The organism is Eubacterium ventriosum (assembly GCF_025150745.1).
In the GTDB taxonomy this organism is placed as follows: Bacteria; Bacillota; Clostridia; order Lachnospirales; family Lachnospiraceae; genus Eubacterium_G; species Eubacterium_G ventriosum.
On the sequence record NZ_CP102282.1, the window covers coordinates 1,081,326 to 1,106,660 of the forward strand.

The 25,335-nt window shown below is 33.9% G+C and carries 22 protein-coding genes and 1 riboswitch; of the genes, 19 read left to right on the forward strand and 3 right to left on the reverse strand.

All coding sequences use genetic code 11. The features are described from left to right. Positions 1-440: 440 nt before the first annotated feature. On the reverse strand, positions 441-1,817 hold the full coding sequence (locus NQ558_RS04960) for an NAD(P)/FAD-dependent oxidoreductase (protein WP_005359134.1): 1,377 nt from the start codon (positions 1,815-1,817) through the stop codon (positions 441-443). A gap of 76 nt (positions 1,818-1,893) precedes the next feature. Next, positions 1,894-1,991, reverse strand: a riboswitch (purine riboswitch). 169 nt (positions 1,992-2,160) lie between these two features. On the opposite strand from NQ558_RS04960, the gene NQ558_RS04965 reads away from it, so the two are divergent. From NQ558_RS04965 to NQ558_RS04995, 7 genes are all read left to right on the forward strand, one after another. After that, positions 2,161-2,802 (forward strand): response regulator, encoded by a 642-nt coding sequence (locus NQ558_RS04965; protein WP_005359132.1) that lies wholly within the window; start codon positions 2,161-2,163, stop codon positions 2,800-2,802. Between the two features lie 112 nt (positions 2,803-2,914). Then, positions 2,915-3,796 carry an aldose 1-epimerase family protein gene (locus tag NQ558_RS04970; RefSeq protein ID WP_005359125.1) on the forward strand — a complete coding sequence of 294 codons (882 nt, stop codon included), beginning with the start codon at positions 2,915-2,917 and terminating at the stop codon, positions 3,794-3,796. Between the two features lie 79 nt (positions 3,797-3,875). Beyond that, positions 3,876-4,484 carry an NUDIX hydrolase gene (locus tag NQ558_RS04975; protein ID WP_005359123.1) on the forward strand — a complete coding sequence of 203 codons (609 nt, stop codon included), beginning with the start codon at positions 3,876-3,878 and terminating at the stop codon, positions 4,482-4,484. A 411-nt stretch (positions 4,485-4,895) separates the two neighbouring features. Next, positions 4,896-5,195 (forward strand): cysteine-rich small domain-containing protein, encoded by a 300-nt coding sequence (locus NQ558_RS04980; protein ID WP_005359118.1) that lies wholly within the window; start codon positions 4,896-4,898, stop codon positions 5,193-5,195. A gap of 207 nt (positions 5,196-5,402) precedes the next feature. Beyond that, the gene (locus NQ558_RS04985) at positions 5,403-6,221 is read left to right on the forward strand and encodes an AAA family ATPase (protein WP_005359116.1); all 819 of its coding nucleotides are present in this window, start codon (positions 5,403-5,405) and stop codon (positions 6,219-6,221) included. A 17-nt stretch (positions 6,222-6,238) separates the two neighbouring features. Continuing rightward, a complete protein-coding gene (locus tag NQ558_RS04990) occupies positions 6,239-7,441 on the forward strand; it encodes a VWA domain-containing protein (protein ID WP_040445877.1) in 1,203 nt (400 codons plus the stop codon). A 73-nt stretch (positions 7,442-7,514) separates the two neighbouring features. Beyond that, complete coding sequence (locus tag NQ558_RS04995) at positions 7,515-7,721, forward strand: PF20097 family protein (RefSeq protein ID WP_005359109.1); 207 nt, start codon at positions 7,515-7,517, stop codon at positions 7,719-7,721. Between the two features lie 104 nt (positions 7,722-7,825). On the opposite strand, the gene NQ558_RS05000 is transcribed toward NQ558_RS04995, so the two are convergent. Together NQ558_RS05000 and fucO are read right to left on the reverse strand one after the other, a co-directional pair. Further along, on the reverse strand, positions 7,826-8,521 hold the full coding sequence (locus NQ558_RS05000; protein ID WP_005359108.1) for a class I SAM-dependent methyltransferase: 696 nt from the start codon (positions 8,519-8,521) through the stop codon (positions 7,826-7,828). Positions 8,522-8,677: 156 nt separating this feature from the next. Further along, a complete protein-coding gene (fucO, locus tag NQ558_RS05005; RefSeq protein ID WP_005359105.1) occupies positions 8,678-9,823 on the reverse strand; it encodes a lactaldehyde reductase in 1,146 nt (381 codons plus the stop codon). Between the two features lie 972 nt (positions 9,824-10,795). On the opposite strand from fucO, the gene NQ558_RS05010 reads away from it, so the two are divergent. The 12 genes from NQ558_RS05010 (at position 10,796) to NQ558_RS05065 (ending at position 25,279) form a co-directional block, all read left to right on the forward strand. Continuing rightward, entirely contained in the window at positions 10,796-12,481 is a 1,686-nt protein-coding gene (locus NQ558_RS05010; protein WP_005359102.1) for a carbon starvation CstA family protein, read from the forward strand. Between the two features lie 294 nt (positions 12,482-12,775). Next, a complete protein-coding gene (locus NQ558_RS05015; RefSeq protein ID WP_005359093.1) occupies positions 12,776-13,837 on the forward strand; it encodes a hypothetical protein in 1,062 nt (353 codons plus the stop codon). Further along, positions 13,834-14,658 carry a hypothetical protein gene (locus tag NQ558_RS05020; RefSeq protein WP_005359091.1) on the forward strand — a complete coding sequence of 275 codons (825 nt, stop codon included), beginning with the start codon at positions 13,834-13,836 and terminating at the stop codon, positions 14,656-14,658. The genes NQ558_RS05015 and NQ558_RS05020 overlap by 4 nt, the downstream gene beginning before the upstream one ends. Then, positions 14,651-15,523: a hypothetical protein gene (locus NQ558_RS05025; RefSeq protein WP_040445873.1), complete on the forward strand. Its 873-nt coding sequence runs from the start codon at positions 14,651-14,653 to the stop codon at positions 15,521-15,523. The genes NQ558_RS05020 and NQ558_RS05025 overlap by 8 nt, the downstream gene beginning before the upstream one ends. A 17-nt stretch (positions 15,524-15,540) precedes the next feature. After that, positions 15,541-16,185 (forward strand): ABC transporter ATP-binding protein, encoded by a 645-nt coding sequence (locus NQ558_RS05030; RefSeq protein ID WP_040445971.1) that lies wholly within the window; start codon positions 15,541-15,543, stop codon positions 16,183-16,185. 720 nt (positions 16,186-16,905) lie between these two features. Beyond that, the gene (locus tag NQ558_RS05035; RefSeq protein WP_005359069.1) at positions 16,906-18,780 is read left to right on the forward strand and encodes a fibronectin type III domain-containing protein; all 1,875 of its coding nucleotides are present in this window, start codon (positions 16,906-16,908) and stop codon (positions 18,778-18,780) included. Positions 18,781-18,895: 115 nt separating this feature from the next. After that, positions 18,896-20,239, forward strand: coding sequence for a dicarboxylate/amino acid:cation symporter (locus NQ558_RS05040; protein WP_005359068.1), 1,344 nt, complete (start codon positions 18,896-18,898; stop codon positions 20,237-20,239). 120 nt (positions 20,240-20,359) lie between these two features. Then, positions 20,360-21,208 (forward strand): hypothetical protein, encoded by an 849-nt coding sequence (locus NQ558_RS05045; RefSeq protein WP_005359064.1) that lies wholly within the window; start codon positions 20,360-20,362, stop codon positions 21,206-21,208. Between the two features lie 21 nt (positions 21,209-21,229). Next, on the forward strand, positions 21,230-22,408 hold the full coding sequence (locus NQ558_RS05050; protein ID WP_005359062.1) for a MalY/PatB family protein: 1,179 nt from the start codon (positions 21,230-21,232) through the stop codon (positions 22,406-22,408). Positions 22,409-22,495: 87 nt separating this feature from the next. Beyond that, positions 22,496-23,407: a LysR family transcriptional regulator gene (locus NQ558_RS05055; RefSeq protein WP_005359059.1), complete on the forward strand. Its 912-nt coding sequence runs from the start codon at positions 22,496-22,498 to the stop codon at positions 23,405-23,407. 188 nt (positions 23,408-23,595) lie between these two features. Then, positions 23,596-24,627: a methionine ABC transporter ATP-binding protein gene (locus NQ558_RS05060; protein ID WP_005359056.1), complete on the forward strand. Its 1,032-nt coding sequence runs from the start codon at positions 23,596-23,598 to the stop codon at positions 24,625-24,627. After that, positions 24,617-25,279: a methionine ABC transporter permease gene (locus NQ558_RS05065; protein ID WP_005359053.1), complete on the forward strand. Its 663-nt coding sequence runs from the start codon at positions 24,617-24,619 to the stop codon at positions 25,277-25,279. The genes NQ558_RS05060 and NQ558_RS05065 overlap by 11 nt, the downstream gene beginning before the upstream one ends. Positions 25,280-25,335 lie beyond the last annotated feature (56 nt).

Sequence of the window (25,335 nt, forward strand, 5' to 3'; positions counted from 1 at the left end):
TGTGGTACAACGTTTCGACTCACCGACACGTAAATTCAGCCGAAAGGACAAGCTAAGTTTCAATAAATTACGTGTGGTATAACGTTTCGGCTCACCGACACGTAAATCCAGTCGAAAGGACAAGCTAAAATTCAATAAATTACGTGTGGTACAACGTTTCGGCTCACCGACACGTAAATTCAGCCGAAAGGACAAGCTAAAATTCAATAATTACGTGTCATACAACATTTTCGCTCTATGACACGTAGTCGTGACCGAAAAAACAACTTATACTGCCCCCAGAGTGTGGACATCTCCACGGACGACTTTGTACGGAAAATGGAGCGAAAATCTTCAAAAAACACAAATAGAAACTAATCTCAAAAGCAAAAGCCACGACGCAAATCCGTCGTGGCTTTCCAATAATGCTACGTCCTCCCTGCAACATTAATCTTCTTCCTTTATTCTGCCTTTTCACATATATGTCTTGCAACATACACACCACTGGCTGAAGCATGTGAAAGTGAATGTGTAACACCACTTCCGTCGCCGATAATATATAATCCGTCATATTTACATTCAAGATTGTCATTAAGTTCAACTTCCATATTGTAGAACTTAACTTCTACACCATATAGCAATGTATCATCATTGGCTGTACCTGGAGCAATTTTATCTAAGGCATAAATCATTTCAATGATTCCATCCAAGATACGCTTTGGAAGTACAAGGCTTAAATCACCTGGAGTAGCTGAAAGAGTAGGAGTAACAAGTCCTTCTTCAATTCGGCTTTCAGTACTTCTACGACCTCTTACTAAGTCACCGAAACGCTGAACAATTACGCCACCACCAAGCATATTAGAAAGGCGGGCAATACTTTCACCATATCCGTTACTGTCTTTGAAAGGCTCAGAGAAATGCTTAGCAACCAAAAGGGCAAAGTTAGTATTTTCAGTCTGCATTTCTTCACCTTCATAACTGTGTCCGTTAACAGTAACAATGCCGTTAGTATTTTCGTTAACAACAATACCGTGTGGGTTCATACAGAAAGTACGAACATTGTCTTCGAATTGCTGTGTACGGTAAACAATCTTACTTTCATACAATTCATCTGTAAGATGAGAGAAGATAACAGCAGGAAGTTCAACACGAACACCAATGTCAACACGGTTAGACTTAGTAGGTATGTCCATTTCGTGGCAAACCTGTTCCATCCACTTGCTTCCGCTTCGACCTACAGAAACAATACAATCTTTACATTCAAAATCTTCATCTTCAGTATGAATACTATAGCCTTTATCTAAATGAGTAATTGAAGAAACAGGTGTGTCAAAGTAAAAATCAGCCTTATCTTTTAATTCGTCATATAAATTTTCAAGAACAACATAGTTAATGTCAGTTCCCAAGTGACGAACAGAAGCATCAAGAAGTTTAAGCTTGTTCTGCATACAAATCTTCTTAAACTTAGTTCCGGCAGTTGAGAAAAGTCTTGTGCCTTCTCCACCGTGTTCCATGTTAATTTCGTCAACATATTTCATTAATTCAATGGCCTGTTTTTTACCAATGTGTTCATAAAGAGTGCCACCAAAATCATTAGTAATATTATATTTACCATCAGAAAAAGCTCCGGCACCACCGAAACCACTCATAATAGAGCAGCTTTTACAATTGATGCAGTTAGGAATCTTGTCACCATCAATAGGACACTTTCTTCCTGATAACTTATGTCCGGCTTCAAAAACAGCAATAGAAAGTTCAGGCTGCTTTTTTGCCAATTCATATGTGGCAAAAATACCACCCGGTCCGGCACCAATTACAATAACATCATAATGTCTCATTCAAAATCCTCCTAAATGTAATAATTAAAGTAAATTAAAAATACTTTTTTGCACACAAAAATACCGCAAAATAAAATTCACCTATAATAAAGATTATAGATAACCATTTGCGGCAGTTAGTAGAAACGTTCATCCATATCATGAACTTATATAATCCTTTGATATGATAGCAAAATAAGAAGAAAAAATCAATAAAAAATAAACAAATTAGCGTATTAAAAGCTGTATATTTTTAGCAAAAAAATAAGCAAAGCAATGCTACGAAAAATTAGACATTTGTGTTAAAATATAGAAAGAGATAGAAAACAAAAGAAAAAGAATGAAGTGGAGGAAGTGAATACTTATGATAAAGGAATCAAGAGAAAAAAATAGATTACTAATTGCGGATGATTCCAAGATGAATAGAGAAATTCTGAAAGAAATCCTCGGAGATGAATATATTGTTACAGAAGCAAAAGATGGAACAGAAGCAATCGAGTTACTAAAGAAGGAAGAAGATTCATTTTCAGCACTTCTATTGGATTTAAATATGCCTGAAACTAACGGATATCAGGTATTGGAATGGATGAATGAAGAATATGTTATTGAACGTATTCCGGTAATTGTGATTTTAGCGGAAGATAATCACGAAAACATTGAGAAAGCCTACGAATTAGGTGCAATTGATTATTTTACACATCCTTTTGATATGTTTGAAATACAGAAAAGAGTTGCGGGAACTCTTAACTTGTATAAGAAATACGAGAATTTAATTATGGCATCAAAGCAGGTTATATATGTATGTAATTCAGATTATAGTCGAATACTTTATGCCAGTGATGGTTTTTGCCGAAAGTTTAATGTTGAAAGAAACAATCCATATAATGTGTCAATAGCGCGAGGTATAAGTTTCTACATTGATGAAAATGGAAATAAAAAATCTGTTGATCAGTGGTTTAGAGATGCAGATAAAAAAATGTATAAAGACAAAAAAGAAAGTCGTTAAAATATAACAGAAATTAAATAATAATTTTAAATAAAAAATTTATGCGATTAAAATTAATAATCAATATAAAATCAAAGTAAAATTGAAAGGAAAAATAAAGGAGGAACTTTTAATGAAATTGGAAAATCAGTATCTTTTGGTAGAAGCATCAGAAGACGGAGCAGAGATTACAAAAATTTACAATAAGGAAGATGGAACAGACATTATATGGGAAGGTAATCCTGAGTTTTGGAAGAGACATTCACCGGTTCTTTTCCCTAATGTAGGTAAAACGTACAAGAACAAGATGCTGATTAATGGAGAGGAATACACTACAAGCCAGCATGGATTTGCAAGGGATAGTGTTTTTGAATGTGTGGAAAGCACAGATAGTATGGTATCTTTTTTGTTAAATTCATCAGAAGAAACAAAGAAGAAATACCCTTTTGATTTTAAACTATTTGTTAATTATTACTTAGAAGGCAAAGAAGTTAAAGTTGAATGGAAGGTTGAAAATACAGGAAATGAGACAATGTATTTTACAATAGGTGCTCATCCTGCATTTAGATTTGCCAAGAAAGATGAAGTTAAGTCAGATTATATTCTTAAATTCCCCGGCAAGGATCAGTTAGAATATATTTTAGTAGATAAAGAAACAGAAGACGGAATGGGAACAGCAATTCCGGAAGAAAAAAGAACACTTAAGCTTGAAAATAATACATATGTATTAAATGAAGAAATTTTTGACAATGACGCACTTATTTTGGATGGAACTCAGATTGAAGAAGCATGGGTATGTCACAAGGATGGAACACCTTATGTTGGAATGAAATGTGAAGGGTTCCCAAGTTTCGGAATTTGGTCAGTTAAGGATGCTCCATTTGTATGCTTAGAGCCATGGATGGGACGTTGTGACGACAGAGGTTTTAATAAGGAAATTTCACAGAAGAACAATATAAATAAAGTAGAGCCGGGAAAAGAATTTTTAAAGGCATATACAATTATAGTTGCATAATATCAAAGAGACCACTTATCATAGAAGGTAAGCGGTCTTTTTAGGAGTAAAGATTTAAGGATAATGTAGAGAGGTTTTTATGTCTAATTATAAAAAAGTGAAGAAACAATCAGATAATCCATTTCTTAATTTATACAAATTAGATGCGGTAGATAGAGAAGGAAAAGTCTTTGACTATTATTTTGTATCAAGAAGAGATGAAGAACATATTAAATTAAAAACTAAAGACAATACTCCTGAGGGCATTGTTGTTTATGCCGTAACAGATGAGGAAAAACCAAGATTATTAGTAATTAAGGAATATAGATATCCTTTGGACGAATATATTTATGAACTTCCAGCAGGAATCATAGATCCGGGAGAAGTGGCAGAGCAGTCGGCTGTTAGAGAAATTAAGGAAGAAACAGGTTTCGATTTGAAAGTATATAAAGGTGGCAATGAAGCATTTAGAAGACCTTTTTATATGGGACCGGGTTTTACAGATGAGTCAAATGGCACAGTCTTTGGAACAATTCACGTTGAAGAAGTGGAGCAGCAGCTTGAAAGTGCCGAGCGCATACAGGTTATGCTGGCAGATAAGGAGCAGGTGAAGAGAATATTAAAGGAAGAAAGAGTAACACTTCGAGGGGCTTATCTTATGATGATGTATTTGAAGTCAGAGAATGGGCTGGATTTTTTGGAAGTTTAATTCAAAATATTTTTTTTACACAGATTGCCAAAGCAATCTGTGCCCCCAAAATTCGTATATCGTGAAACTGTTGTTTCACGATATTACTCATTTTGGGGCGCCTTCTAAGGTCATTACTCCACCTTTGTGCAAGCACAGGTGGAGTATGACCTTGAAGGCTGTAAAAAAAATTAGAACATCCGAGGGAAGGATGTTCTAATAAGAAGGAGTAGAAAATAAAAAAACTAATATATGTCAATCCGAATTTAATCGGACTATGAATCTTTTTATGAAAAACTTTTTGCTGTTTTGTTTAAAAACTGTTTTTCGTTCGCTATGGCTATAGTATAGAGTGAAAGTGTGGTTATTTTGTGAATTAGATATGAAATAAAAGTGAATATTATAAAAAAATAAGGAGTTTTTTTGAAAAATATGGATAAAAAGGAAGAGATTTCTAAGAAATATTGGGAGGAAAAAGAATTTTCCTATTTTTCTCATAGGAAATGTGAATTTTTCCCTTGTCACAAGAATGCTGATGGAAATAATTTTAATTGTTTATTTTGCTATTGTCCTCTTTATACTTTGGGCGATAAGTGTGGTGGCAATTTTAGGTATTTGGATAATGGGATTAAGGATTGCAGCGATTGTCTGTATCCTCATTTTAAGGAGAATTACGGAAAGGTTGTGGAGCGATTTAGTGAAATCGTGAAATCTATGAATGAAAAAAGATAAACATTTACAGATTACTAAAGATTATCAGATTGTTAATTTAATGGATTGACAAGTGCATCAAGAGATTAAAGTTGATAATTAACAAATATTAAATTTAATAATTCATAAATATTAATTTGTTTAATAAATAAAATGATTTTATTTGTTTCATATGTTATAATTTACGCAAATAGCGAAAAAAGTAAAACCGGCGAAAGGAATTTTTAAATGTCAAAAGAAACAAGATTTACAGGAACAGATACTTATGTGGCATCAGATGATTTAATGGCATCTGTGGAAGTGGCTACTAAATTGCAGAAGCCTTTATTGATTAAAGGTGAACCGGGAACAGGTAAGACTATGTTAGCAGAAGCAGTAGCTAAATCATTGGATATGGAACTGCTTATTTGGAATATTAAATCAACAACTAAAGCTCAGGATGGTTTGTATATATACGATACAATTCAGCGTTTGTACGACAGCCAGTTTGGTGTAGAGGGTGTTGACGATATTTCAAGATATATTAAACTTGGAAAGCTTGGTGAGGCTTTCAAGAAAGATAAACAGGTTGTTTTGTTAATTGATGAAATTGACAAGGCAGATTTGGAATTTCCTAATGACTTGCTTTGGGAATTGGACAAGATGGAATTTTATATTAATGAAACTAAAGAAACAGTTAAGGCAAAGGTTAGGCCAATTGTTATTATTACATCTAACGCAGAAAAGGAATTACCGGACGCTTTCCTTAGACGCTGTATTTTCCATTATATTACCTTCCCTGACGAAAGATTAATGAAGCTTATTGTAAATGCTCATTTTGAAAATTTGGAAGAGAATCTTTTGGAGCAGGCAATGAAGACTTTTTACAAAATCAGAAATATTAGAGATATTAGAAAGAAGCCAAGTACGTCAGAATTTATTGATTGGATTAGAGCGTTAATGATAGGTGGCGTTGATCCTGATACTATTGAGCAGAAATTACCATATCTTGGTGTGCTTATTAAGAAGGATGAAGATTTAGAAACAGTAGTAAGAATGAATCTGTAATAGAATGGAGGAATAATATGTTTACTTCCTTTTTCTATACTATGAGAAGTAATGGTCTTAACATATCCACAACAGAATGGCTTACTTTGATGGACGCCTTGGATAAAGACCTGGCTCATTCTAATTTTACGGATTTTTATTACTTATGTCGTACTATATTTGTAAAAAATGAAGGTGACTATGACAAATTAGACGCCAGCTTCTTAGAGTATTTTAAAAATATTAAAGACAAAAAATTAAATTTGGATCAGATAAATGAATGGCTTCATACTGACAGTGAGATGGGAGAGATGACAGATCCTGACAGGTATGTTGATACAAGATCAGAGCGTGAAGCTGCCGAGGTTCATCGTATGTTTAGGGAAAGACTTGCTGAGCAGAACAGTGAGCACAACGGTGGTAAATACTGGATTGGTAGCGGTGGTGGCTCTGAGTTTGGTAGAAACGGACGAGTTGCCGGCGGTATTAAGATTGGCGACCAGGCAGGAATGAAGACAGCTTTTGCAGTAATGGGAGAGCGTCGTTACAAGGATTTTCGTAGAGATACAAAGCTTACAATGCGTCAGTTTCAGGTTGCTTTAAGGGAGCTTCGCCAGTATTCAAGAAAGCTTGATTTGCCAAAAACGGAATTAGATATAGATGGAACAATCGACTCAACATGTAATCAGGGTGGTTATTTGAAACTTGAATTTCAGCAGCCACGAAAGAATACAGTTAAGTTAATGCTTTTGTTTGACAGCGGTGGATCAATGTATCCTTACAGCGAGTTGTGCAATCAACTATTTCAGGCAGTTCACAAGGCGAACCATTTTAAGGATGTAAAAACTTTTTATTTTCATAACTGTATTTATGCCAAGTTGTACAAGAATCCGGAATGTAATAGCGGTGACTGGATAGACACATCTTGGGCATTTAAGAATTATGACAAGGATTACAAAGTCATAATTGTAGGCGATGCAGGTATGGCACCGGAAGAGTTTTATGACAAAAACGGTAACTACAGCGGTCCTAACAACGGCTTGTCAGGCTACGAATGGATGCAGATATTTGCAAAAAAATATCCACATACAATATGGCTCAATCCGTCATTTCATAGCCAGGCAGACAGCATGTACTGGATGGAATCAGAAGGCAAGATACGTGAGTTGGTAGACATGTATCCGTTAACAGTTGATGGACTAAAACATGGTATTAAGAAACTAATGTCAGATAAAAAATAAAAATCTTAATAGATACAAGATTGGAATTTTAGAAGGGAAATTTGCACTATAAGCAAATTAAATGAGGTGATAAATGATGGAAATGAAATGTCCATATTGCAATTCAGAAATGGAAAAAGGTGAAATAAATCAGGACAGATATGCCTTAAAATGGAAATCTGAAAAGAAGGGTGCTAAAAGTGTAAAACTTACAAGTATGCTAACACAGACATACGTTGACGCGTATCTATGCAGGAATTGCAACAAAATTATAATTGATGTAGATTCGGTTGAAGAGTAATAAGTTAATTATATTGTTAGATATGTCAAGAAAAGGGATTCTTTGCAAACGATAAAATCAACGTGTTTGCATGAATCCCTTTTTGGACATATCATACATGAATTTTATTTCTTCTGCAACAGAAACAGTCTGTTCATTCCTTCCTGCCAAGGGTAAGGAAATTCAAGATAACGTATTATTTCATAATATTTTTCAAATGCCTGCTTCCATGAGGCGGTATCAACTTCGCGGTATCTAAGCACCCCATCTTCTTCAAACAAATTGTTGGCAATAGGCTTAAATCCAAAAGACTCAAGGTAGCCTTCCTCATAATATGGGTTTAGTTTTACAAACATAAGTCCACCTTTAGGAATTAGACGTGTAAGTTTTGAAAATGTTTCTGCAGCTATATTTTTTGGCATTACATCAAGAACGTTAGACAAAATAATGCCATCAAAAGAGCCATCCTCATAAGAATCCAGAGCAGAAATATTTCCAACTTTAAATTCCAGATTATCATAGTTGTTAATTTTTGCCATTTTTGTTGCATAGTTAATTCCGGTTTCAGATACGTCAACGCCAAGACCGTAGCTGGTGTTACCAAATTCGTAACATTGGAAAATGATATCGCCCGTTCCACAGCCAAAGTCCAAAACTTTCTTACATTTGCTTGCAAATATGTCAAGACAAATATCAAACATAGGTTCAACAGAAAGAGGTTTGCCTTTCAAGTCTACAAGCTTACATTCTGAGTATGTTTCATTCCAAAGATTTACTGCGCGATTATATTCTGTTTCTATTAATTCTTCCTGATTATTCATAGGAAAACCATCCTCTCTAAAATAGTACCGTATTTTTTACAAAGCAAAACGAACTTGTAATAAAATTTGTTGAAAAGAGTTACTATAAAAACTCATTGCAAAAAAATACGGAAGCACTTTCGTACTTCCGTATATTATAACTCTTAAAAATAATTATTACATAATTTTTCTAAATAATTCTTTGAAATCTTCAACACTTGCATCTTTTGGATTTCCAGGTGCACAAGCATCTGCAGCAGCAGATTCAGCAAGGAACTGTAAATCTTCTTCTTTTATTGCTTCAAGTTTTGAAGGAATTCCAACATCTGCTGATAACTGTTTTACAGCATCAATTGCAGCTTTTCTGTATTCTTCAACTGACATTGAGTCAACACCTTCAACGCCAAGTGCACGAGCAATTTCTCTGTACTTTTCTCCAGTGCATTCCTGGTTAAATTCCATAACAATTGGAAGCATCATAGCACAGGCAACACCATGTGGTGTATCATAAACGGCACCAAGTGTATGAGCCATGGAGTGTGCAATACCAAGACCTACGTTAGAGAAGCCCATTCCTGCAATGTACTGACCAAGAGCCATTCCTTCACGGCCTTCTTTTGTATTTTCAACAGCACCACGAAGTGATTTGCCAATAATTTCGATAGCTTTAAGATGGAACATATCTGTCATTTCCCAAGCAGCCTTTGTTGTGTAACCTTCAATTGCGTGAGTGAGAGCATCCATACCTGTTGAAGCGGTAAGTCCTTTAGGCATTGATGACATCATATCCGGGTCAACAATTGCAATAATTGGCATATCGTGTGGATCAACACAAACGAATTTACGTTTTCTTTCAACGTCTGTGATAACGTAGTTAATTGTAACTTCTGCAGCAGTTCCGGCTGTTGTTGGTACAGCGATAATAGGAACGCAAGGTTTCTTAGTAGGTGCAACACCTTCAAGACTACGAACGTCTTCGAATTCAGGATTTGCAATAATGATTCCAATAGCTTTAGCTGTATCCATTGAAGAACCACCACCGATTGCGATTATGTAATCAGCTCCAGAATCTTTGAAAGCCTGAACACCGTGCTGAACATTTTGAATAGTAGGATTAGCTTTAATATCTGAATAAATTTCGTAAGCTAAATCGTTCTTGTCCAAGATGTCTGTAACCTTAGATGTAACATTAAATTTGATAAGATCAGGATCAGAACAAACAAAAGCTTTCTTAAATGCGTGTGCTTTTGCTTCTGTTGCTATTTCATCAATAGCTCCTGCTCCGTGATAAGATGTTGTGTTTAACATAATTCTGTTTGCCATAATAAAAAATATCTCCTTTCAAACCTGTAACAACTGTGGATTAACATAAAGCTTCCACATCCGCCACAGAAAATTTCAGTGCAAACACGTTACTTTTTTTATTTTGCTCCGCCGCTTATTGTAAAACAAAAATCAAAACTCGCTTACGCTCAGACAGTTGATTTTTGCTTTACGCTATGCTCGCAAAATTTCAAAAAGTTGCCTATCTTTTGCAACTGAAGTTTTCTGTGACGGATTTTAAAATTTATGCTTTCCACGTTGTTATATTATTTTTATAAACCATACTTAAATTTTAACATATTTTTTTGAAATTGTATTAATATTTTGTAAAATATTACCAAAAATATTTAACAATTTTTTGGCTTTTAAAAGTGTAATATTTGGTCATTTGTTTTTATAGGGATTTTTTGGGATTTTGTAAGCCATTTTTGAAATTTTGTACAAAAAATCATAAATTTCATCAATAATTTATGGATATTTTTTAACCTTGAATGTAGTGTGGTAAAGTGGTAAACTAATGACAGTCAAAAAAATGAAATGCAATGAACGGGATATATCCTATGGAAATTACTTGATTACAGAGAGTCACGAGAGCTGAGAAGTGGCAGATGGTATCTGTAAGGACATCACCCGGGAGCAGCTCGCCGAAAGTTTTATCAAGTAGGTCGGGACGTGTTCTTCACGTTACAGAAGAAGCTGTTAATTTTGACAGTGTTAAGTGGTTGTATTTTTATACAGCAAACAAAGTGGTACCACGGTTAGTTTATAGTCGCCTTTGTAGTTTTTAAAACTACGAAGGCGTTTTCTTTTTTTAGAATTGTTAGAGCTCAATCCATGTAGCAATTCTAATAATTAGATTTTATAACACTAATAGGAAGTTTTCCTATATTTTATGGTTTTCGCTTTTGTCTTAACAGAAATAATTTATTATCCACAAAGGATTAAAAAATAATAAGAAAGAAGGATGAAAAAATGAGTGGAATATTAATGATGGTTATAGCCATAGTAGTTCTTGGCGGTGCTTATCTGTTATATGGTCGTTATCTTCAGAACAAATGGGGTATCGATCCAAACGCTAAGACACCAGCTTATGAGATGGAAGATGGAGTTGACTATGTACCTGCAGACACAAACGTTGTTTTTGGACATCAGTTTGCATCAATCGCAGGAGCCGGTCCTATTAACGGACCTATCCAGGCAGCTATTTTTGGATGGTTACCTGTTTTGCTTTGGGTTTTAATTGGTGGTGTTTTCTTCGGAGCAGTTCAGGATTTTGCTTCAATGTATGCATCAGTTAAAAACAAAGGTAGAACAATAGGTTTTATTATTGAAGAGTACATTGGTAGAGTTGGTAAGAAATTATTCTTAGCTTTCTGTTGGTTATTCTGTATTCTTGTAATCGCAGCTTTCGCTGATGTAGTAGCAGGAACATTTAACGGATTTAACATTGAAACAGGTGCAAAAGTTGCAGCTAACGGCTCAGTTGCCATGACATCAATTATCTTTATTGTTGAAGCTGTAGCACTTGGTATGTTATTAAAATATGGTAAATTAAACAAATGGGTTAACACAGCAATTGCAATTGCACTTCTTATTTTCGCAGTAGTAGTTGGTCTTAAGTGCCCGGTTTATTTATCAAGAGAAGTATGGCACATCATTATTTTTGCTTACGTATTAGTAGCATGTGTTGCGCCGGTTTGGGCATTACTTCAGCCAAGAGATTACCTTAACAGTTACTTACTTATATTTATGATTGTTGGTGCAATTATTGGTGTATTCGTTGCTAATCCATCATGTAACCTTGCAGCATTTAATGGTTTCAATGTTGATGGACAGTACTTATTCCCAATCTTGTTTGTAACAATTGCATGTGGTGCCGTTTCAGGTTTCCATTCACTTGTTTCATCAGGTACAGCATCAAAGCAGATTAAAAATGAAAAAAATATGCTTCCTGTTTCATTCGGTGCAATGTTAATGGAAAGTATGCTTGCAGTTATCGCACTTATCGCAGTTGCATCATTTGCAACAGGTGAAGCAGCAAAGCAGGGACTTGTTACACAGCCTCAGATTTTTGCAGGAGCTATTGCAAACTTCTTATCAGTAGCAGGTTTGCCTCATCAGTTGGTATTTACATTAATTAACCTTGCTGTTTCAGCATTTGCTTTAACATCACTTGACTCTGTAGCCAGAGTAGGAAGACTTTCATTCCAGGAATTCTTCATTGATGATGATACAGATATGGACAACTTAAACCCATTCATGAAAGTAGTAACAAACAAATATTTTGCAACAATCTTAACATTAGTACTTTCATACTTACTTGCAAAAGTTGGTTATGCAGAAATCTGGCCATTATTTGGTTCAGCTAACCAGTTATTATCAGTATTAGCATTAGTTGCATGTGCTGTATTCTTAAAGAAAACAAAACGTCAGGGCGCTATGCTTTGGATTCCAATGTTCTTTATGATGGCAGTAACATTTACAGCACTTGGAATGACAATCTACAGATTAGGTGGTCAGTTATTTACAACAGGATTAACATTTGGTATGACATTACAGTTAATCTTTGCAGTATTGTTATTATGCCTTGGTGTAATTGTAGCAATCCAGGGTGTGAGAAAGCTTTTTGAAAAAACAAACAAAGCAGTAGAAGCTTAAAAATAAATATAAATGAATTAGTTATAAAAGTGGACTGAGTAAGTCTTCTAAAAAGAAGCTGTTGCTTTAACGATTAAAATCGTTGGCACAGCTTCTTTTTTTGAAAAAATTTTTATGTATGTAAGTATTAAAGAGAATTTTAATTTTGCAGATTTTTCTTTTTTTTCGACGAAAAATTACCAAAAAATCCAAAAAACATACCAAAAATGCCAAAAGTATAGTATAGGAATTGAAATTATGTTACCATATGCGCGTGTAATTACATAGACAAAAATTGTGTAAGGAGGATAAGTAATGTTCTGTTTTAAAACAAAAAAAGCTTTAGCTTTATGTTTATGTGCCATTACTTTAAGTACATGTTTCACAGGATGTAAAGCTAATAAAAGCGAGCAGAAAACAACAACTAACAATACTTCCGAGAAATTTACTGTATCCGGAGACAATTTGTCTCTGGATACAACTATAGAGAAAGTACCAGACAGTATTGATGAAGTAGTTGTAAAGCCATATAAAATCAATGTTGAAAAAACAAAAGATATATTTTTAGATAAAGCTGAAAAAGTATCATATGATGTTCCTGACAATACTAAAGAGTATTATCAGGATAAAGAGGGAAACCAGATAAGGATTGATAATAAAGAAGGTTTGTACTTTACAACTGAGTTTTATTGGAATTTGATGAACTGTGTCAGATTAGATCCAAGGGATGAAAAATACAATGGAGACAAATTCTTAAAGGATACGGATTTAGATTTTATGTCAAGAGAGGAAGCATTAAATGTGTTATTGGATAAATTAGAGCTATTAGGAATCCAATTAGGTGACATTGAGTTTAGTTGCTATGGTTTGGAACATAATACATTGGAAGAAGAAGAATATGCTGAAGACGTAGAGGGGCAAGAGGACAAATCTGTATATAAAGATAAATGGACAAAGGACGATGACTGCTATTATTTTGTAATTCGTCAGAAGAAGAATGGAATTGTAGAATATCATAAGTATGGTGGAATAATGAAAAATTATGAAGATTGCAATAGTTCCATTCAGGCTGTTGTATCTAAAAGAGGGCTTGAATCATTAGATATGGAGTGTGCTTTAAAAATCGAGAATACGGGGAAAAAGGTAAAGATTATTCAACCACAAGCTGTTCTTGATATAGTTTCAAATAAATATGGAAAAATAATTGGAACAGAGAAATACACCATTAATTCCTTTAATCTGTGTTATATGTCAGATTTGTTTAATGATAATAAAGTTACACCTATCTATCAGTGCCATATGCTTGAAGAAAGCGATGAGGGTACAAGAGTTGAACAGTTACTTATTAATGCAGAAACAGGCGAGGAAGTGCAATGAGAGTAATGTTAAATTATTTAAAAATGGATATGTATAGGGCTTTCGTGAATAGCAAATTCATATTTACGGTAATAGTAATAGCATTCTTACCATTCTTGGCATGTGCAGAAAAGCAGGGATATTCATTTGTAAATGTATTTTCCTCCAATTCAATATTTGAATATTTTAATGAAGTAACCTTTTGGAGTCAAATAGGAATATTAATTTTTATAATTATTTCTTTCGTATATGCAGACTGTATTTGTGATGATTTGTCACAGGGAAATTATATATATAGCATAACAAGAGGAAATATAAATGGATATGTAATGTCTAAGATAATATGTGTCTTTATTAACAGCATAGTTACGTTTATTACAGGAATGTTATTGTTTGCAGGAGTGTCCTATGTATTGTTTGGATTTCAATGGGAAGTTGCAGGAGGAGAAATTAACAATCAATATATTTATTCATATATGACAGATAGAACTTTTAGTGGAATGTTAGAAAATAAAAATTATTTAATATTTTTTCTGTGCAGCGTGGGAACTAAAAGTATATTATACGGAATTACATCGTTAAGCTCTCTGTTAATGTCATTATATATAAAGAATAAACTACTTATTATGTGCGTTCCGGTTCTGCTAATTACAGTAGGTAGTTATAGTTTGGAGTATATTTTACCCAATTATAGCGGATACAAATATGTATATTCAGTTGATTTTTTTAATATGAAGGATACATCAGAAGCAATAATAATGTTAGGTTTAATTACAATTGTTATAGTTGGAATTATAACAATGCTGATTATAAGAAGAATGAGGAGGATTGTTGTTGGATAATTTTTTAAAATATATTAGATACAATATTTATTCTATTCAGTATAAAGTATTTTCCACAAGAACCATTACCACAATTGTTTTAATGTTATTATGCAATATTGTCTTTTCTGTGCCAATTCTAAATTTCGCATCAGATACAGGATATAAGGTTAATGTTATGACTTTGCCATTCTTTTTGTGTAATCTTAGTTATATGTGTGCATTTGTTCCCATAGCAATTTACTATTTTTCACAGGTACCATTCCTGAATTATTCAGAGATGTATTGTGTAATACGTGAAGGAAAGACTAAATGGGCGTTAAAGCATATTCTGCATATTGTTTTTATGTCATATATATTTATGTTTTTATTGGAAGTAACAAGTATTATTCCTTATATTTTCAGAGGAGATTTTTCTAATGAATGGGGAGAGGTAATTACTACTTTGTCAATTACGAATAGATGGATGGATTATGGAACTTCTGAAATTCTGTATACGATTTTGGAACATTATTCACCGTATAAGTCTATGGCGATAATTTTTTTATTTGTAGGATTAGTTATTTGTTTCTTAGGAGTATTTATGTTTTCAATGAGTCTGTTATTTACAAGACTTATAGCAATGTGTTCCGGTATGATTTTTGAAGTTTTAATGATTACAGCATTTAATATGAGAACAATTGACAATTATTTAATATATCTTTCACCATTTTCATGGACAGACTTAAGTATTTTTGGAAGAAAATATGATGGAATGGAATATTTTAACGGAACACCTACAATGGGATGGTGTGTTGGAATTTTACTTCTATTAATAGTTGTTTTGACAATAATATCAATTGTCAGGGTTGATCATATGAACTTTAATTTTACAAGTGAAGAATAATGGAAGGAATATGTAGTATGAATGATATAGTTATTAACGTAAAAGATGCGACAAAGAAATTTGAAAAATATACAGTACTTAATAATGTGAATCTTCAATGTTACAAAGGTGAAATATGTGGAATTGTAGGAAGAAACGGTTCAGGCAAAACGGTACTGTTTAAAAGCATATGTGGATTGGTGAAATTAAATAGCGGAGAGATTACTGTTAACGGAGATGTTATCGGAAAAGATGTAAGCATTATAAAAAATGCAGGGGTTATTATAGAAGAACCGGGTCTTTTAAGATATAAGAGCGGAATGAAAAATCTTGAGTATCTTTATATGATAAACAATAAGTTAGACAGGAAGTATTTAATGACAGTAATGGAAAAAGTCGGATTAGATCCAAAATCAAGAAAAAAAGTAGGAAAGTACTCAATGGGAATGAGACAGCGTCTGGCAATAGGGCAGGCAATAATGGAAAATCCGGAAATACTTATTCTTGATGAACCAATGAATGGTTTGGATAATCATGGAGTGGAAGACATGAGAAAAATATTCCTGGAGTTGAAGAACATGGGAAAAACTATTTTGTTAGCCAGTCATAATAGGGAAGATATTGACGTGCTTTGTGATAAGGTTTATGAAATGGATAGAGGAGAATTAAAACAAATACGTTAGTATAAGAAAGATGAAAAAGTAAGATACTTCTATTAATATGGTTTGAATTAATGTATGAAAACAACAAAATAAATAATTTACGTAATTTATACTTGACAGATAGGAATTATAGGAATATAATCCTACATATCAGGTATGAAATATATGAATTTTCTGAAAATTAATACAGAGAACATACCATTTAATTTAGGAGGAAAACTATGAGTACAATAAGAGTATTTGTTAGAAATATTCATATGTGTTGTATGATGTGTTGTTGCGAAAGATATTACATCATACCTTGTTTGTGCGCGTAGAACCTGTAAGGCTTAGGCAAATTAATATGAGTAATATCTTGGGAAGCAAAAACAACTGCTTCCCATTTTTTTGTAGCAAAAGCCAGACAAGAGGTATTGTGTTTACACGAAATATCATCTGACGGGTGCAAGAACATCGAAAAGCTATGCATTGAGATGTCTGCTGGCTGTAATCGAGAAGTCAGTCTACTGGACTAGCAATATCCTACTAATGAGATAGGATATTTAGAAGCATAAAAGTTATGCCATATAGGTTTAAGAAGGAGATTAAATGATTACTAACAAACTTCAAAATAAATACTTTAACAGCATACGATGTTGGAAATTCTCATAAATACAATAAAAAGTGATAGTGTAAAAATTAAGACTAAAGGGATTTTGAATAGATACTTATAAAAAACAGATACAAAAGGAGAACAAGAATATGAGACTAAAGAAATTAACAGTTGTGGCATTAACAGCTACATTAACAATAGGTTCTTTATTTACAGGAACTACAGTAAAGGCACAGACTAATTCAAATCAGGTTGCAACTTATGCAGAGGATTCACAGACAACTTATCCTTGGTCTAAAACAGCACAGGCAACAACAGGAGATTACATAGCAGATTCATATGAAGGAGTTGAAAGCGGACATGTTTTTGAGAGTGTTACACAGGAAAGACTTTTAGACATCTTAAGTAGCAAGGGAAATTACTACATTGTTTTTGCAGGACCTGAGCATAAAACAAGTAAGGCTACAATTGCAAAAATCAATGAAATTGCAAAGAAAGACGGAATAACAAAGATTTATCATTTTGATCCTTACGTTGACGGATATCAGTTAGACATTACTGACGAAGATACAGAATTTAAAGGTTCAAGAGGAACTTCAATTAATGAATTATGGAAGAAAATTACAGAGTTACTTCCAAATGAAAATGTAATCAATGAATATAACGGAGACGACACATTACTTTTCAATTATGAAAATACAGATGCAGGAAACAAAATCAATGCATACTATGAATTAGAAGATGCAAATTATTACAATGAGGCACAGGCAACACAGGACATCGAAAAAGTATTTAGAAAAGGTCAGGAAAACGGACAGGTTGCTAAGGCAAGCGTAAGAACAGATTATGAATTCTTTAGTAGAGTTTATAATGGATCAGCTACATACATTAACTACAATAAAGGAGTTGCAAATGCAAACAGAACTGGTAAGGCAGTAGAAATCTTTACAGAAAAAGATAAGGACAACTTCCCACTTCATCAGGTTAACTTCAATGAATTAATTGATTTATTAAATTCAAATGGTGATTATGTTATTTTCTTTGGTGCTTCATGGTGCCACAATACACAGGCAATTATCGGAAGCATTGCACAGAAAGCTAAACAGGCAGGCAAGAAGGTTTATGTTTATGATACAACAATTGGAAATCAGTTAACTTTCGGAACAGGAAATGACATTAATATAGTAACAGCAGGAAGTAGCGTGTTTAACTCAAGAAGTAGCGTAGATCCAACAACAGGAAATAACAACATTAGTTATGTATATGGTGAGTTGGTTAAATACTTAGGAAACTTTACAACAGAGAATAATTCAAATAAGAACAACAGTATTTCATATTATCCTAACGGTGATGTTACAGCAGAAGCAACAAGCGCAAAACCTTGGGAAGATGGAAGTAACAAGAGTGCCATCAGATTACAGATGCCTTTCTTAATCCGGTATAACAGGAATGCAGCAAATCCGGTAACAAAGAATTGGTTACACAAGAACAAAGCAAACGATGGCACATACACAGAATATATGTTAGAGCTTACTTGGGTTTTAGGAACAAAGGAGGCAAAAGAAGCAACTGATAGAACAGGCAATGCTAAACCGAAGGATGGTTTGTCATATGTCGATTTTGCAAGCGAAGCAGTTCAGGCATTAAATACATTCTTTGGCATTAAAGAAACAACTAATATAAAACAGCCAACAACAACTAATAAGCCAAGTCAGGAACAGAAGGTACCCGCAGTAACAGTAAAAGTTCCAGCTAAGGTAACAGCTAAAGCTTTAAAAAAATCAGCAAAGATTACTTGGAAAAAAGTTGCAGGAGCTACAGGCTATGAAGTTTACAGAGCAAACAAAAAGAAGGGTAAGTACAAGAAGGTAAAAACACTTAAGGCTAAGGCAACTTCATTTACAAACAAGAAATTAAAAGCAAAGAAAACTTACTTCTTCAAAGTAAGAGCGTACATAACAAAGAATGGTAAGAAAACATATTCTTCATGGAGTGCAGTTAAGAAAGTAAGAGTAAAAAAATAGAAATTAATAGAGTAGAGAATGAAAAATAAGCACGAAAAGAAAAAAACGTATACAAAAAGAAAGAGAAACAGGTGTAAAGGGTAAGTGGCACCTGTACAATACAAGGAGAAAAAAGATGAATTTGGATTTTACAGCAATAGCAGCATTGGTAGTTGTTTTAGTTTTATTTTTTGCAATATTTAAGCTAAGTAAAAAATTAGATTTTACATTATTGGTTATAGTAGCACTTGCAGCAGGTGTGGCAATTGGATTTATATTCCATGGACATACATCATGGATAACACCTATTGGAAAAGCGTATGTAAGTGTTTTAAGTGCATTAGTAAGCCCATTAATTATTGTGGCAATTATCAGCAGTATTACTTCACTTGAAAACACAAAACAGCTTAAAGGAATAGGCTTCCGTTCAATTGGATGGCTTATTACAACAACATTCTTTGCCATTATGTTAGCACTTGGCTTAGGACTTGTTTTTGGAGTAGGCAGAAATGCATACCTTTCAATTGACGGACTTGATACAACAACATTCCAGAGCAAGGTTACATCATTTTCAGAAATTTTCATAAATTTCTTTCCAAGAAACGTAATATCAGATATAGCAGAAGAAAACACAATACCAATGATTTTTACTGCGATTCTTGTAGCTGTGGCATATGTATTTGTGGCACATGACAACGAAGAAAAAGTAAAACCATTTAAAAACTTAGTGGAAGCACTTAAGGAAATCATCTTTAAAATCCTTGATTGGGTTATTGAACTTACACCATATGCAGTTTTAACTTTAGTAGCAACAAGTGTTGGAAATGGAATCAATTCATCAGGAATGATTTGGTCACTTGTAATGTTGTTAATTGTATGCTTTATAGCATTCATTATAGATTCATATTTAATTAATGCAGTATTACTTAAAGTTTTTGCAAAAGTTAACCCTATTAAGTTCTTCAAAAAAATTCTTCCGGCACAGATTGTTGCATTTTCAACACAGTCAAGTGCAGGAACATTACCTGTAGCAACAGAAATTCTTACAGACAAAATAGGAGTGAGCGGAAAAGTTGCAAATGTGACAACACCACTTGGAACAACAATAGGAATGCCGGGATGTGCAGGTATTTGGCCAATTCTTGTATCACTATACGGAATTTACGGACTTGGAATTAACTTTAGCTTAACAGATTACATAACATTAGTAGTTGTAGCATTATTTGTATCATTTGGAACAGCAGGAGTTCCGGGAACAGCAACTGTAACAACAGCCAGTGTGTTAACAGTAATGGGACTTCCACTTGAACTTATTGTTTTAACAATTCCTATTTCAGCTTTGGCTGATACAGGTAGAACAGCAACAAATATAACAGGGGCAATGGTTTCAGCTACAATCGTTGCAAGACAGGAAGACAGCCTTGACGATGAAATATTTGAAAAAGAAGACGAAGAAGAAAACAAAGCAGTAACAGCATAATTAGGAATTAAACAAATCAACAACTAATCAGATTAAAAAGATTAACAAAAACCAGTAATTAGTCAGATTAACGAAACTCAGATTTAAATAGCAAAGTAGGAATTTCCAAAGGAGTACGAAATGAGAAAGATATTAAGAAAATTATTACCAATAACATTTACATTAGCCGTTGCAACAGCAGTAACATTTTCAACACCTGTTTTTGTAGAAAGAGCATATGCAGCACCAATGGAAGACTGTGATTTAGATGGATATGACGACCATACAGGAAAGCCTGTACCATGGAGAGGATTTGACGGAACAAAGGGTGACGAAGTTCCATCAGACTGGGATGGAGTATCTGATAGCTACGTATTTAAAAACAATAAATCAGACAGCAGTAAGTCAAATTCATCAAGCAGTTTAAGCAGCAGCTCCTCATCAAATAGTTCATCAGGAAGCAGCTCTTCAAGTAGTTCTGGTTCTTCAAGTACAAAGAAGGCTACAACAAAGAGTAGCTCAAAAAGTAAAAGCACAAAGAGTAGTTCAAAGACAAGCACAAAAAGTAGTTCAAAGAGTTCTTCAAAAAGCACAAAAAAAGAGTCTTCAAAAGATAGCTCAAAAGAAGAAACAACTACAAAAGTAGAAGAAACTACTACAGCAACAGAAGAAACTACAACTGCAAAGAACAAGAAAAAATCTAAGAAGAAATCAAAAGAACAGGTTGAAACAACAGTTGAACAGACTACAGCAACAGAAGAAACAACAGTTCCTGAGCAGGTTGAAGAACAGCTGGCAGAGGAAGAAACTACAGTTCAGGAAACAGAACAGGAAACTAAAGACATTGCAGACACATTCCTAAAGGCAGCAACAGTAGGATTTACTACAGAGAATAAAGGACTTATACCGGGAATCATTATTCTTGTTGCATTAGCAGGTTTAGGCGTATTAACATTAGCTTTTGGAAGCAATTTTAATAAGAAGAAATAAGTAAAGGTTCGGGTGAAACATATGGGATTTAATTTTGATAAGATTACAGACAGAAAAGGAACAAACTGCATAAAATACGATTTTGCCATTGAAAGGGGAATGCCTGAGAATGTACTTCCATTATGGGTTGCAGATATGGATTTTCCAACAGTTCCAGAAGTGATTGAAGATTTAAAGAAAGCTGTAAGTAATGGAATTTTCGGATACAGCGAGGCAAAAAGCGGATATTTTAAGGCACTGTCAGAATGGTATGAAAAATATTTTGACTGGAAATTAAAGCCTAACTGGTTAGTAAAAACACCCGGCGTAGTTTTTGGTATAGCAATGGCAGTTAAAGCTTTTACTAATGAGGGCGACAGCGTAATAATTCAGCAGCCTGTATATTATCCTTTTAAAGAAACAATAGAGGATAACAACAGAGTAGTTGTAAACAATTCCCTTAAAAATGTTAACGGTCATTATGAAATAGATTTTGAGGACTTTGAAAGGAAAGTTAAGGAAAATAACGTAAAACTTTTCATTTTGTGTAGCCCACACAATCCGGTTGGACGAGTTTGGAAAAAATGGGAACTGGAAAAACTTGGTAATATTTGCGTGGAAAATAATGTGACAGTTGTAAGTGATGAAATTCACAGCGACTTCGTTTATCCGGGCAACAAGCATACGGCTTTTGCTAATATTAAGGAAGAATTTCAGAATATTACAGTTACATGTACTGCACCAAGCAAGACTTTCAACCTGGCAGGACTTCAGGTTTCAAACATTATTATTCCAAATGATAAACTTAGAAAGAAGTTTAGAAAACAAATAAGTGCAGCAGGATATAGTCAGGTTAATGCTTTAGGACTTGTGGCATGTGAAAGTGCTTACAGAAACGGCAGACAGTGGCTTGACAGTTTGAAAGAATATTTAATTGAAAACATTAATTTTGTAAGGAATTATTTAGAAGAAAATATTCCAAGTGTTAAGCTGATTGAGCCGGAAGGAACATATTTAATATGGCTTGATTTTGGTGAATTAGGACTTGAAAATGAAGAATTGGAAGATTTAATAATAAACAAATCAGGTTTATGGCTTGACAGCGGAGCTATTTTTGGAGAAGATGGTAAAGGATATCAGCGAATTAATATTGCCTGTCCTAGAAAAACTTTGGAGCAGGCATTAAATCAGCTTAAGTCAGGAATTGACAGCCTTAAGTAGAAAATGACAGTTTAAGTTAGAAAATGATATGCTTAAGTATAGACTGATATATCAAAATAAGAATAAACTTAAGAAAGTAGGATTATTATGACTCTTGCACAATTAAGATATGCCATCACAGTTGCCGGTGCTTCTTCAATGAATGAAGCGGCGAGAAAACTTTTTATATCACAGCCAAGCCTTTCAGCAGCAATAAAGGAGCTGGAAGAAGAGGTTGGAGTAGAACTTTTTAAGCGTACCAACAGAGGAATTTCAGTAACTTTGGAAGGTGAGGAATTTATAGGGTATGCAAGGCAGGTAGTTGAACAGTATAACTTAATTGAGTCCAAGTATATTTTAAAAGAAAATACAAAGAAGAAGTTTGGGGTTTCCATGCAACATTACACGTTTGCGGTAAAGGCTTTTGTGGAAATGGTCAAGCAGTTCGGTATGGATGAATATGAGTTTGAAATTCACGAAACAAAGACTTACGATGTAATTGAGGACGTGAAGAATTGTAAAAGTGAAATAGGAATTTTGTACCTGAATGATTTTAATAAGAAGGTATTAACTAAGTTATTTCACGAGTCAGCAGTGGAGTTTCATGAATTGCTGAAATGTCATATTTATGTATATCTGTGGAAAGGTCATCCACTGGCATCTAAGGAAGAGATAACTTTGGAAGAACTGGAAGAATATCCGTGTTTGTCTTTTGATCAGGGGCATAATAATTCTTTTTATTTTGCAGAAGAAGTACTTAGCACTTACGATTACAAGAGACTTATAAAAGCCAATGACAGAGCAACATTTCTTAATCTTATGATAGGACTTAACGGATACACATTATGTTCAGGAATAATGTGTGAAGAATTAAACGGTTCCGATTATTGTGCAATAAAGCTTAAGTCAGATGAGATAATGACAATAGGCTATATTGCGAGAAAAGGGGTTCAGGTAAGTCCTTTGGGAAAGAAATATTTGGAAGAAATCAGTAAGTACAAAGACAAAGCTCTTAGATAATGGAAAATTTGTTAGTTATTTTTACTAAACAGAAGTATTTATATTGAAAATATATAGAAAAAAATTACAACATACAGCTTGCTATAGAATTAAACTATGACTAGCTGTATATTTTTTTGATTAGACAACAATAAATAACAATAGTATACTTGCTACACAACAGAGAACAGTTGAAGAGAGGTGAGGACATGTCAGAGATAGAAATTAAAAACGTAAGCAAAAAATATGAAACAAAAGATGGAACTGTTGAAGCATTAAAAAATGTAAGTCTTTCGATTGAGCAGGGTGACATATACGGAATAATTGGTATGTCCGGAGCAGGGAAAAGTACATTGGTACGATGTATGAACTTCCTTGAAGAACCAACAGAAGGTCAGGTTCTTATAAAAGGAAGAACACTTGGTTCACTGTCAAAGAAAGAATTAAGAAAACAGAGAGAAGACATAGGAATGATTTTTCAGCATTTCAATCTTCTAATGCAGAAGTCGGTTATAGACAATGTTTGTTTTCCATTATATATACAGGGAAAGAAAAAGAAAGAAGCAAGAGCTAAGGCATTAGAGCTTCTTGAAATAGTAGGATTACAGGATAGGGCAAAAGCTTATCCGGCGCAGTTGTCAGGAGGACAGAAACAGAGAGTGGCAATTGCAAGAGCATTAGCTTCAAATCCAAAGATTCTACTTTGTGACGAGGCAACAAGTGCCTTAGATCCACAGACTACAGCATCAATTCTTGAATTACTTGAAAGTATTAATAAGAGATTTGGAATAACAATAGTAATCATTACACATCAGATGTCAGTAGTCAGAGAAATATGTACACATGTAGCCATTATGAAAGATGGTCAGGTGGCAGAGAAGGGATTAGTAACTGAGATTTTTGAACATCCTAAATCTGAAGTTGCAAGAGAGTTGATTAACAAAGATACAGGCAGCGACGTAGATGGTACCCGCAAAGTAACAAAGGAAATAAATAATAAGAAAAATCTCAGAATTGTTTTTTCAGAAAGTTCAGCTTTTGAACCGGTTATAGCAAATATGATTTTGAAGTTTAATGAGCCGGTAAATATATTGAAAGCAAATACTAAAAACGTTGGAGGCGTGGCAAAAGGTGAAATGATACTGGGCTTTCGCAAAGACAATCAGAAAATAGAAGAGATGAAACAATATCTTATAGAAAAAGGATTAGAAATCGAGGAGGTGGATAATTATGTGGACTAGTGCAACTACAGATATGATTATTACGGGAATAGGTCAGACACTATACATGACAATATTATCCACAGTAGTAGGATATGTGTTTGGACTTCCGTTAGGAGTAATGTTAGCAGTATTTGACAAAGACGGACTTAGACCTAACAAGGCAGTTTACAAAGTACTGGATGTAATTTCAAATATCATACGAAGCATACCTTTCCTGATTCTACTTATTCTTATAATACCTTTAACAAGATTAATTGTAGGTCAGAGTTATGGTTCATCAGCAACAGTAGTTCCATTGGTTGTTGCGGCAATTCCATTTATCGGCCGAATGGTTGAGTCATCAATCAAAGAAGTTGACGCAGGAGTTGTAGAAGCAGCAAGATCAATGGGAGCAAGTGATTTAAGAATAATAGTAAAAGTACTATTACTTGAATCAAGAACATCACTTATAACCGGAGCTACAATAGCCATTGGAACAATTCTTGGCTATTCAGCAATGGCAGGTTCCGTAGGTGGCGGTGGTCTTGGAGACATTGCCATAAGATACGGTTATTACAGATATGAATCTCAAATTATGATAGTAACGGTAATACTTCTTGTAGTATTGGTTCAGGTTTTCCAGTCTATAGGAATGATTATTGCATCAAAACTTGATAAGAGAAGAAAATAACAGGTAACACTGTTACTTATAAAATGAAAAATATGAAAAAGAAGGAGAATGAAAAC

Coding starts and splice junctions, on each gene's coding strand:
- NQ558_RS04980 (WP_005359118.1), top strand. CDS start 4,896: ATGGATAAAAAGGAAGAGATTTCTAAGAAATATTGGGAGGAAAAAGAA.
- NQ558_RS05010 (WP_005359102.1), top strand. CDS start 10,796: ATGAGTGGAATATTAATGATGGTTATAGCCATAGTAGTTCTTGGCGGT.
- NQ558_RS04995 (WP_005359109.1), top strand. CDS start 7,515: ATGATGGAAATGAAATGTCCATATTGCAATTCAGAAATGGAAAAAGGT.
- NQ558_RS05015 (WP_005359093.1), top strand. CDS start 12,776: ATGTTCTGTTTTAAAACAAAAAAAGCTTTAGCTTTATGTTTATGTGCC.
- fucO (WP_005359105.1), bottom strand. CDS start 9,823: ATGGCAAACAGAATTATGTTAAACACAACATCTTATCACGGAGCAGGA.
- NQ558_RS05060 (WP_005359056.1), top strand. CDS start 23,596: ATGTCAGAGATAGAAATTAAAAACGTAAGCAAAAAATATGAAACAAAA.
- NQ558_RS05040 (WP_005359068.1), top strand. CDS start 18,896: ATGAATTTGGATTTTACAGCAATAGCAGCATTGGTAGTTGTTTTAGTT.
- NQ558_RS05020 (WP_005359091.1), top strand. CDS start 13,834: ATGAGAGTAATGTTAAATTATTTAAAAATGGATATGTATAGGGCTTTC.
- NQ558_RS05030 (WP_040445971.1), top strand. CDS start 15,541: ATGAATGATATAGTTATTAACGTAAAAGATGCGACAAAGAAATTTGAA.
- NQ558_RS05050 (WP_005359062.1), top strand. CDS start 21,230: ATGGGATTTAATTTTGATAAGATTACAGACAGAAAAGGAACAAACTGC.
- NQ558_RS04960 (WP_005359134.1), bottom strand. CDS start 1,817: ATGAGACATTATGATGTTATTGTAATTGGTGCCGGACCGGGTGGTATT.
- NQ558_RS04990 (WP_040445877.1), top strand. CDS start 6,239: ATGTTTACTTCCTTTTTCTATACTATGAGAAGTAATGGTCTTAACATA.
- NQ558_RS04965 (WP_005359132.1), top strand. CDS start 2,161: ATGATAAAGGAATCAAGAGAAAAAAATAGATTACTAATTGCGGATGAT.
- NQ558_RS05045 (WP_005359064.1), top strand. CDS start 20,360: ATGAGAAAGATATTAAGAAAATTATTACCAATAACATTTACATTAGCC.
- NQ558_RS05055 (WP_005359059.1), top strand. CDS start 22,496: ATGACTCTTGCACAATTAAGATATGCCATCACAGTTGCCGGTGCTTCT.
- NQ558_RS04985 (WP_005359116.1), top strand. CDS start 5,403: ATGTCAAAAGAAACAAGATTTACAGGAACAGATACTTATGTGGCATCA.
- NQ558_RS05035 (WP_005359069.1), top strand. CDS start 16,906: ATGAGACTAAAGAAATTAACAGTTGTGGCATTAACAGCTACATTAACA.
- NQ558_RS04975 (WP_005359123.1), top strand. CDS start 3,876: ATGTCTAATTATAAAAAAGTGAAGAAACAATCAGATAATCCATTTCTT.
- NQ558_RS04970 (WP_005359125.1), top strand. CDS start 2,915: ATGAAATTGGAAAATCAGTATCTTTTGGTAGAAGCATCAGAAGACGGA.
- NQ558_RS05000 (WP_005359108.1), bottom strand. CDS start 8,521: ATGAATAATCAGGAAGAATTAATAGAAACAGAATATAATCGCGCAGTA.
- NQ558_RS05065 (WP_005359053.1), top strand. CDS start 24,617: ATGTGGACTAGTGCAACTACAGATATGATTATTACGGGAATAGGTCAG.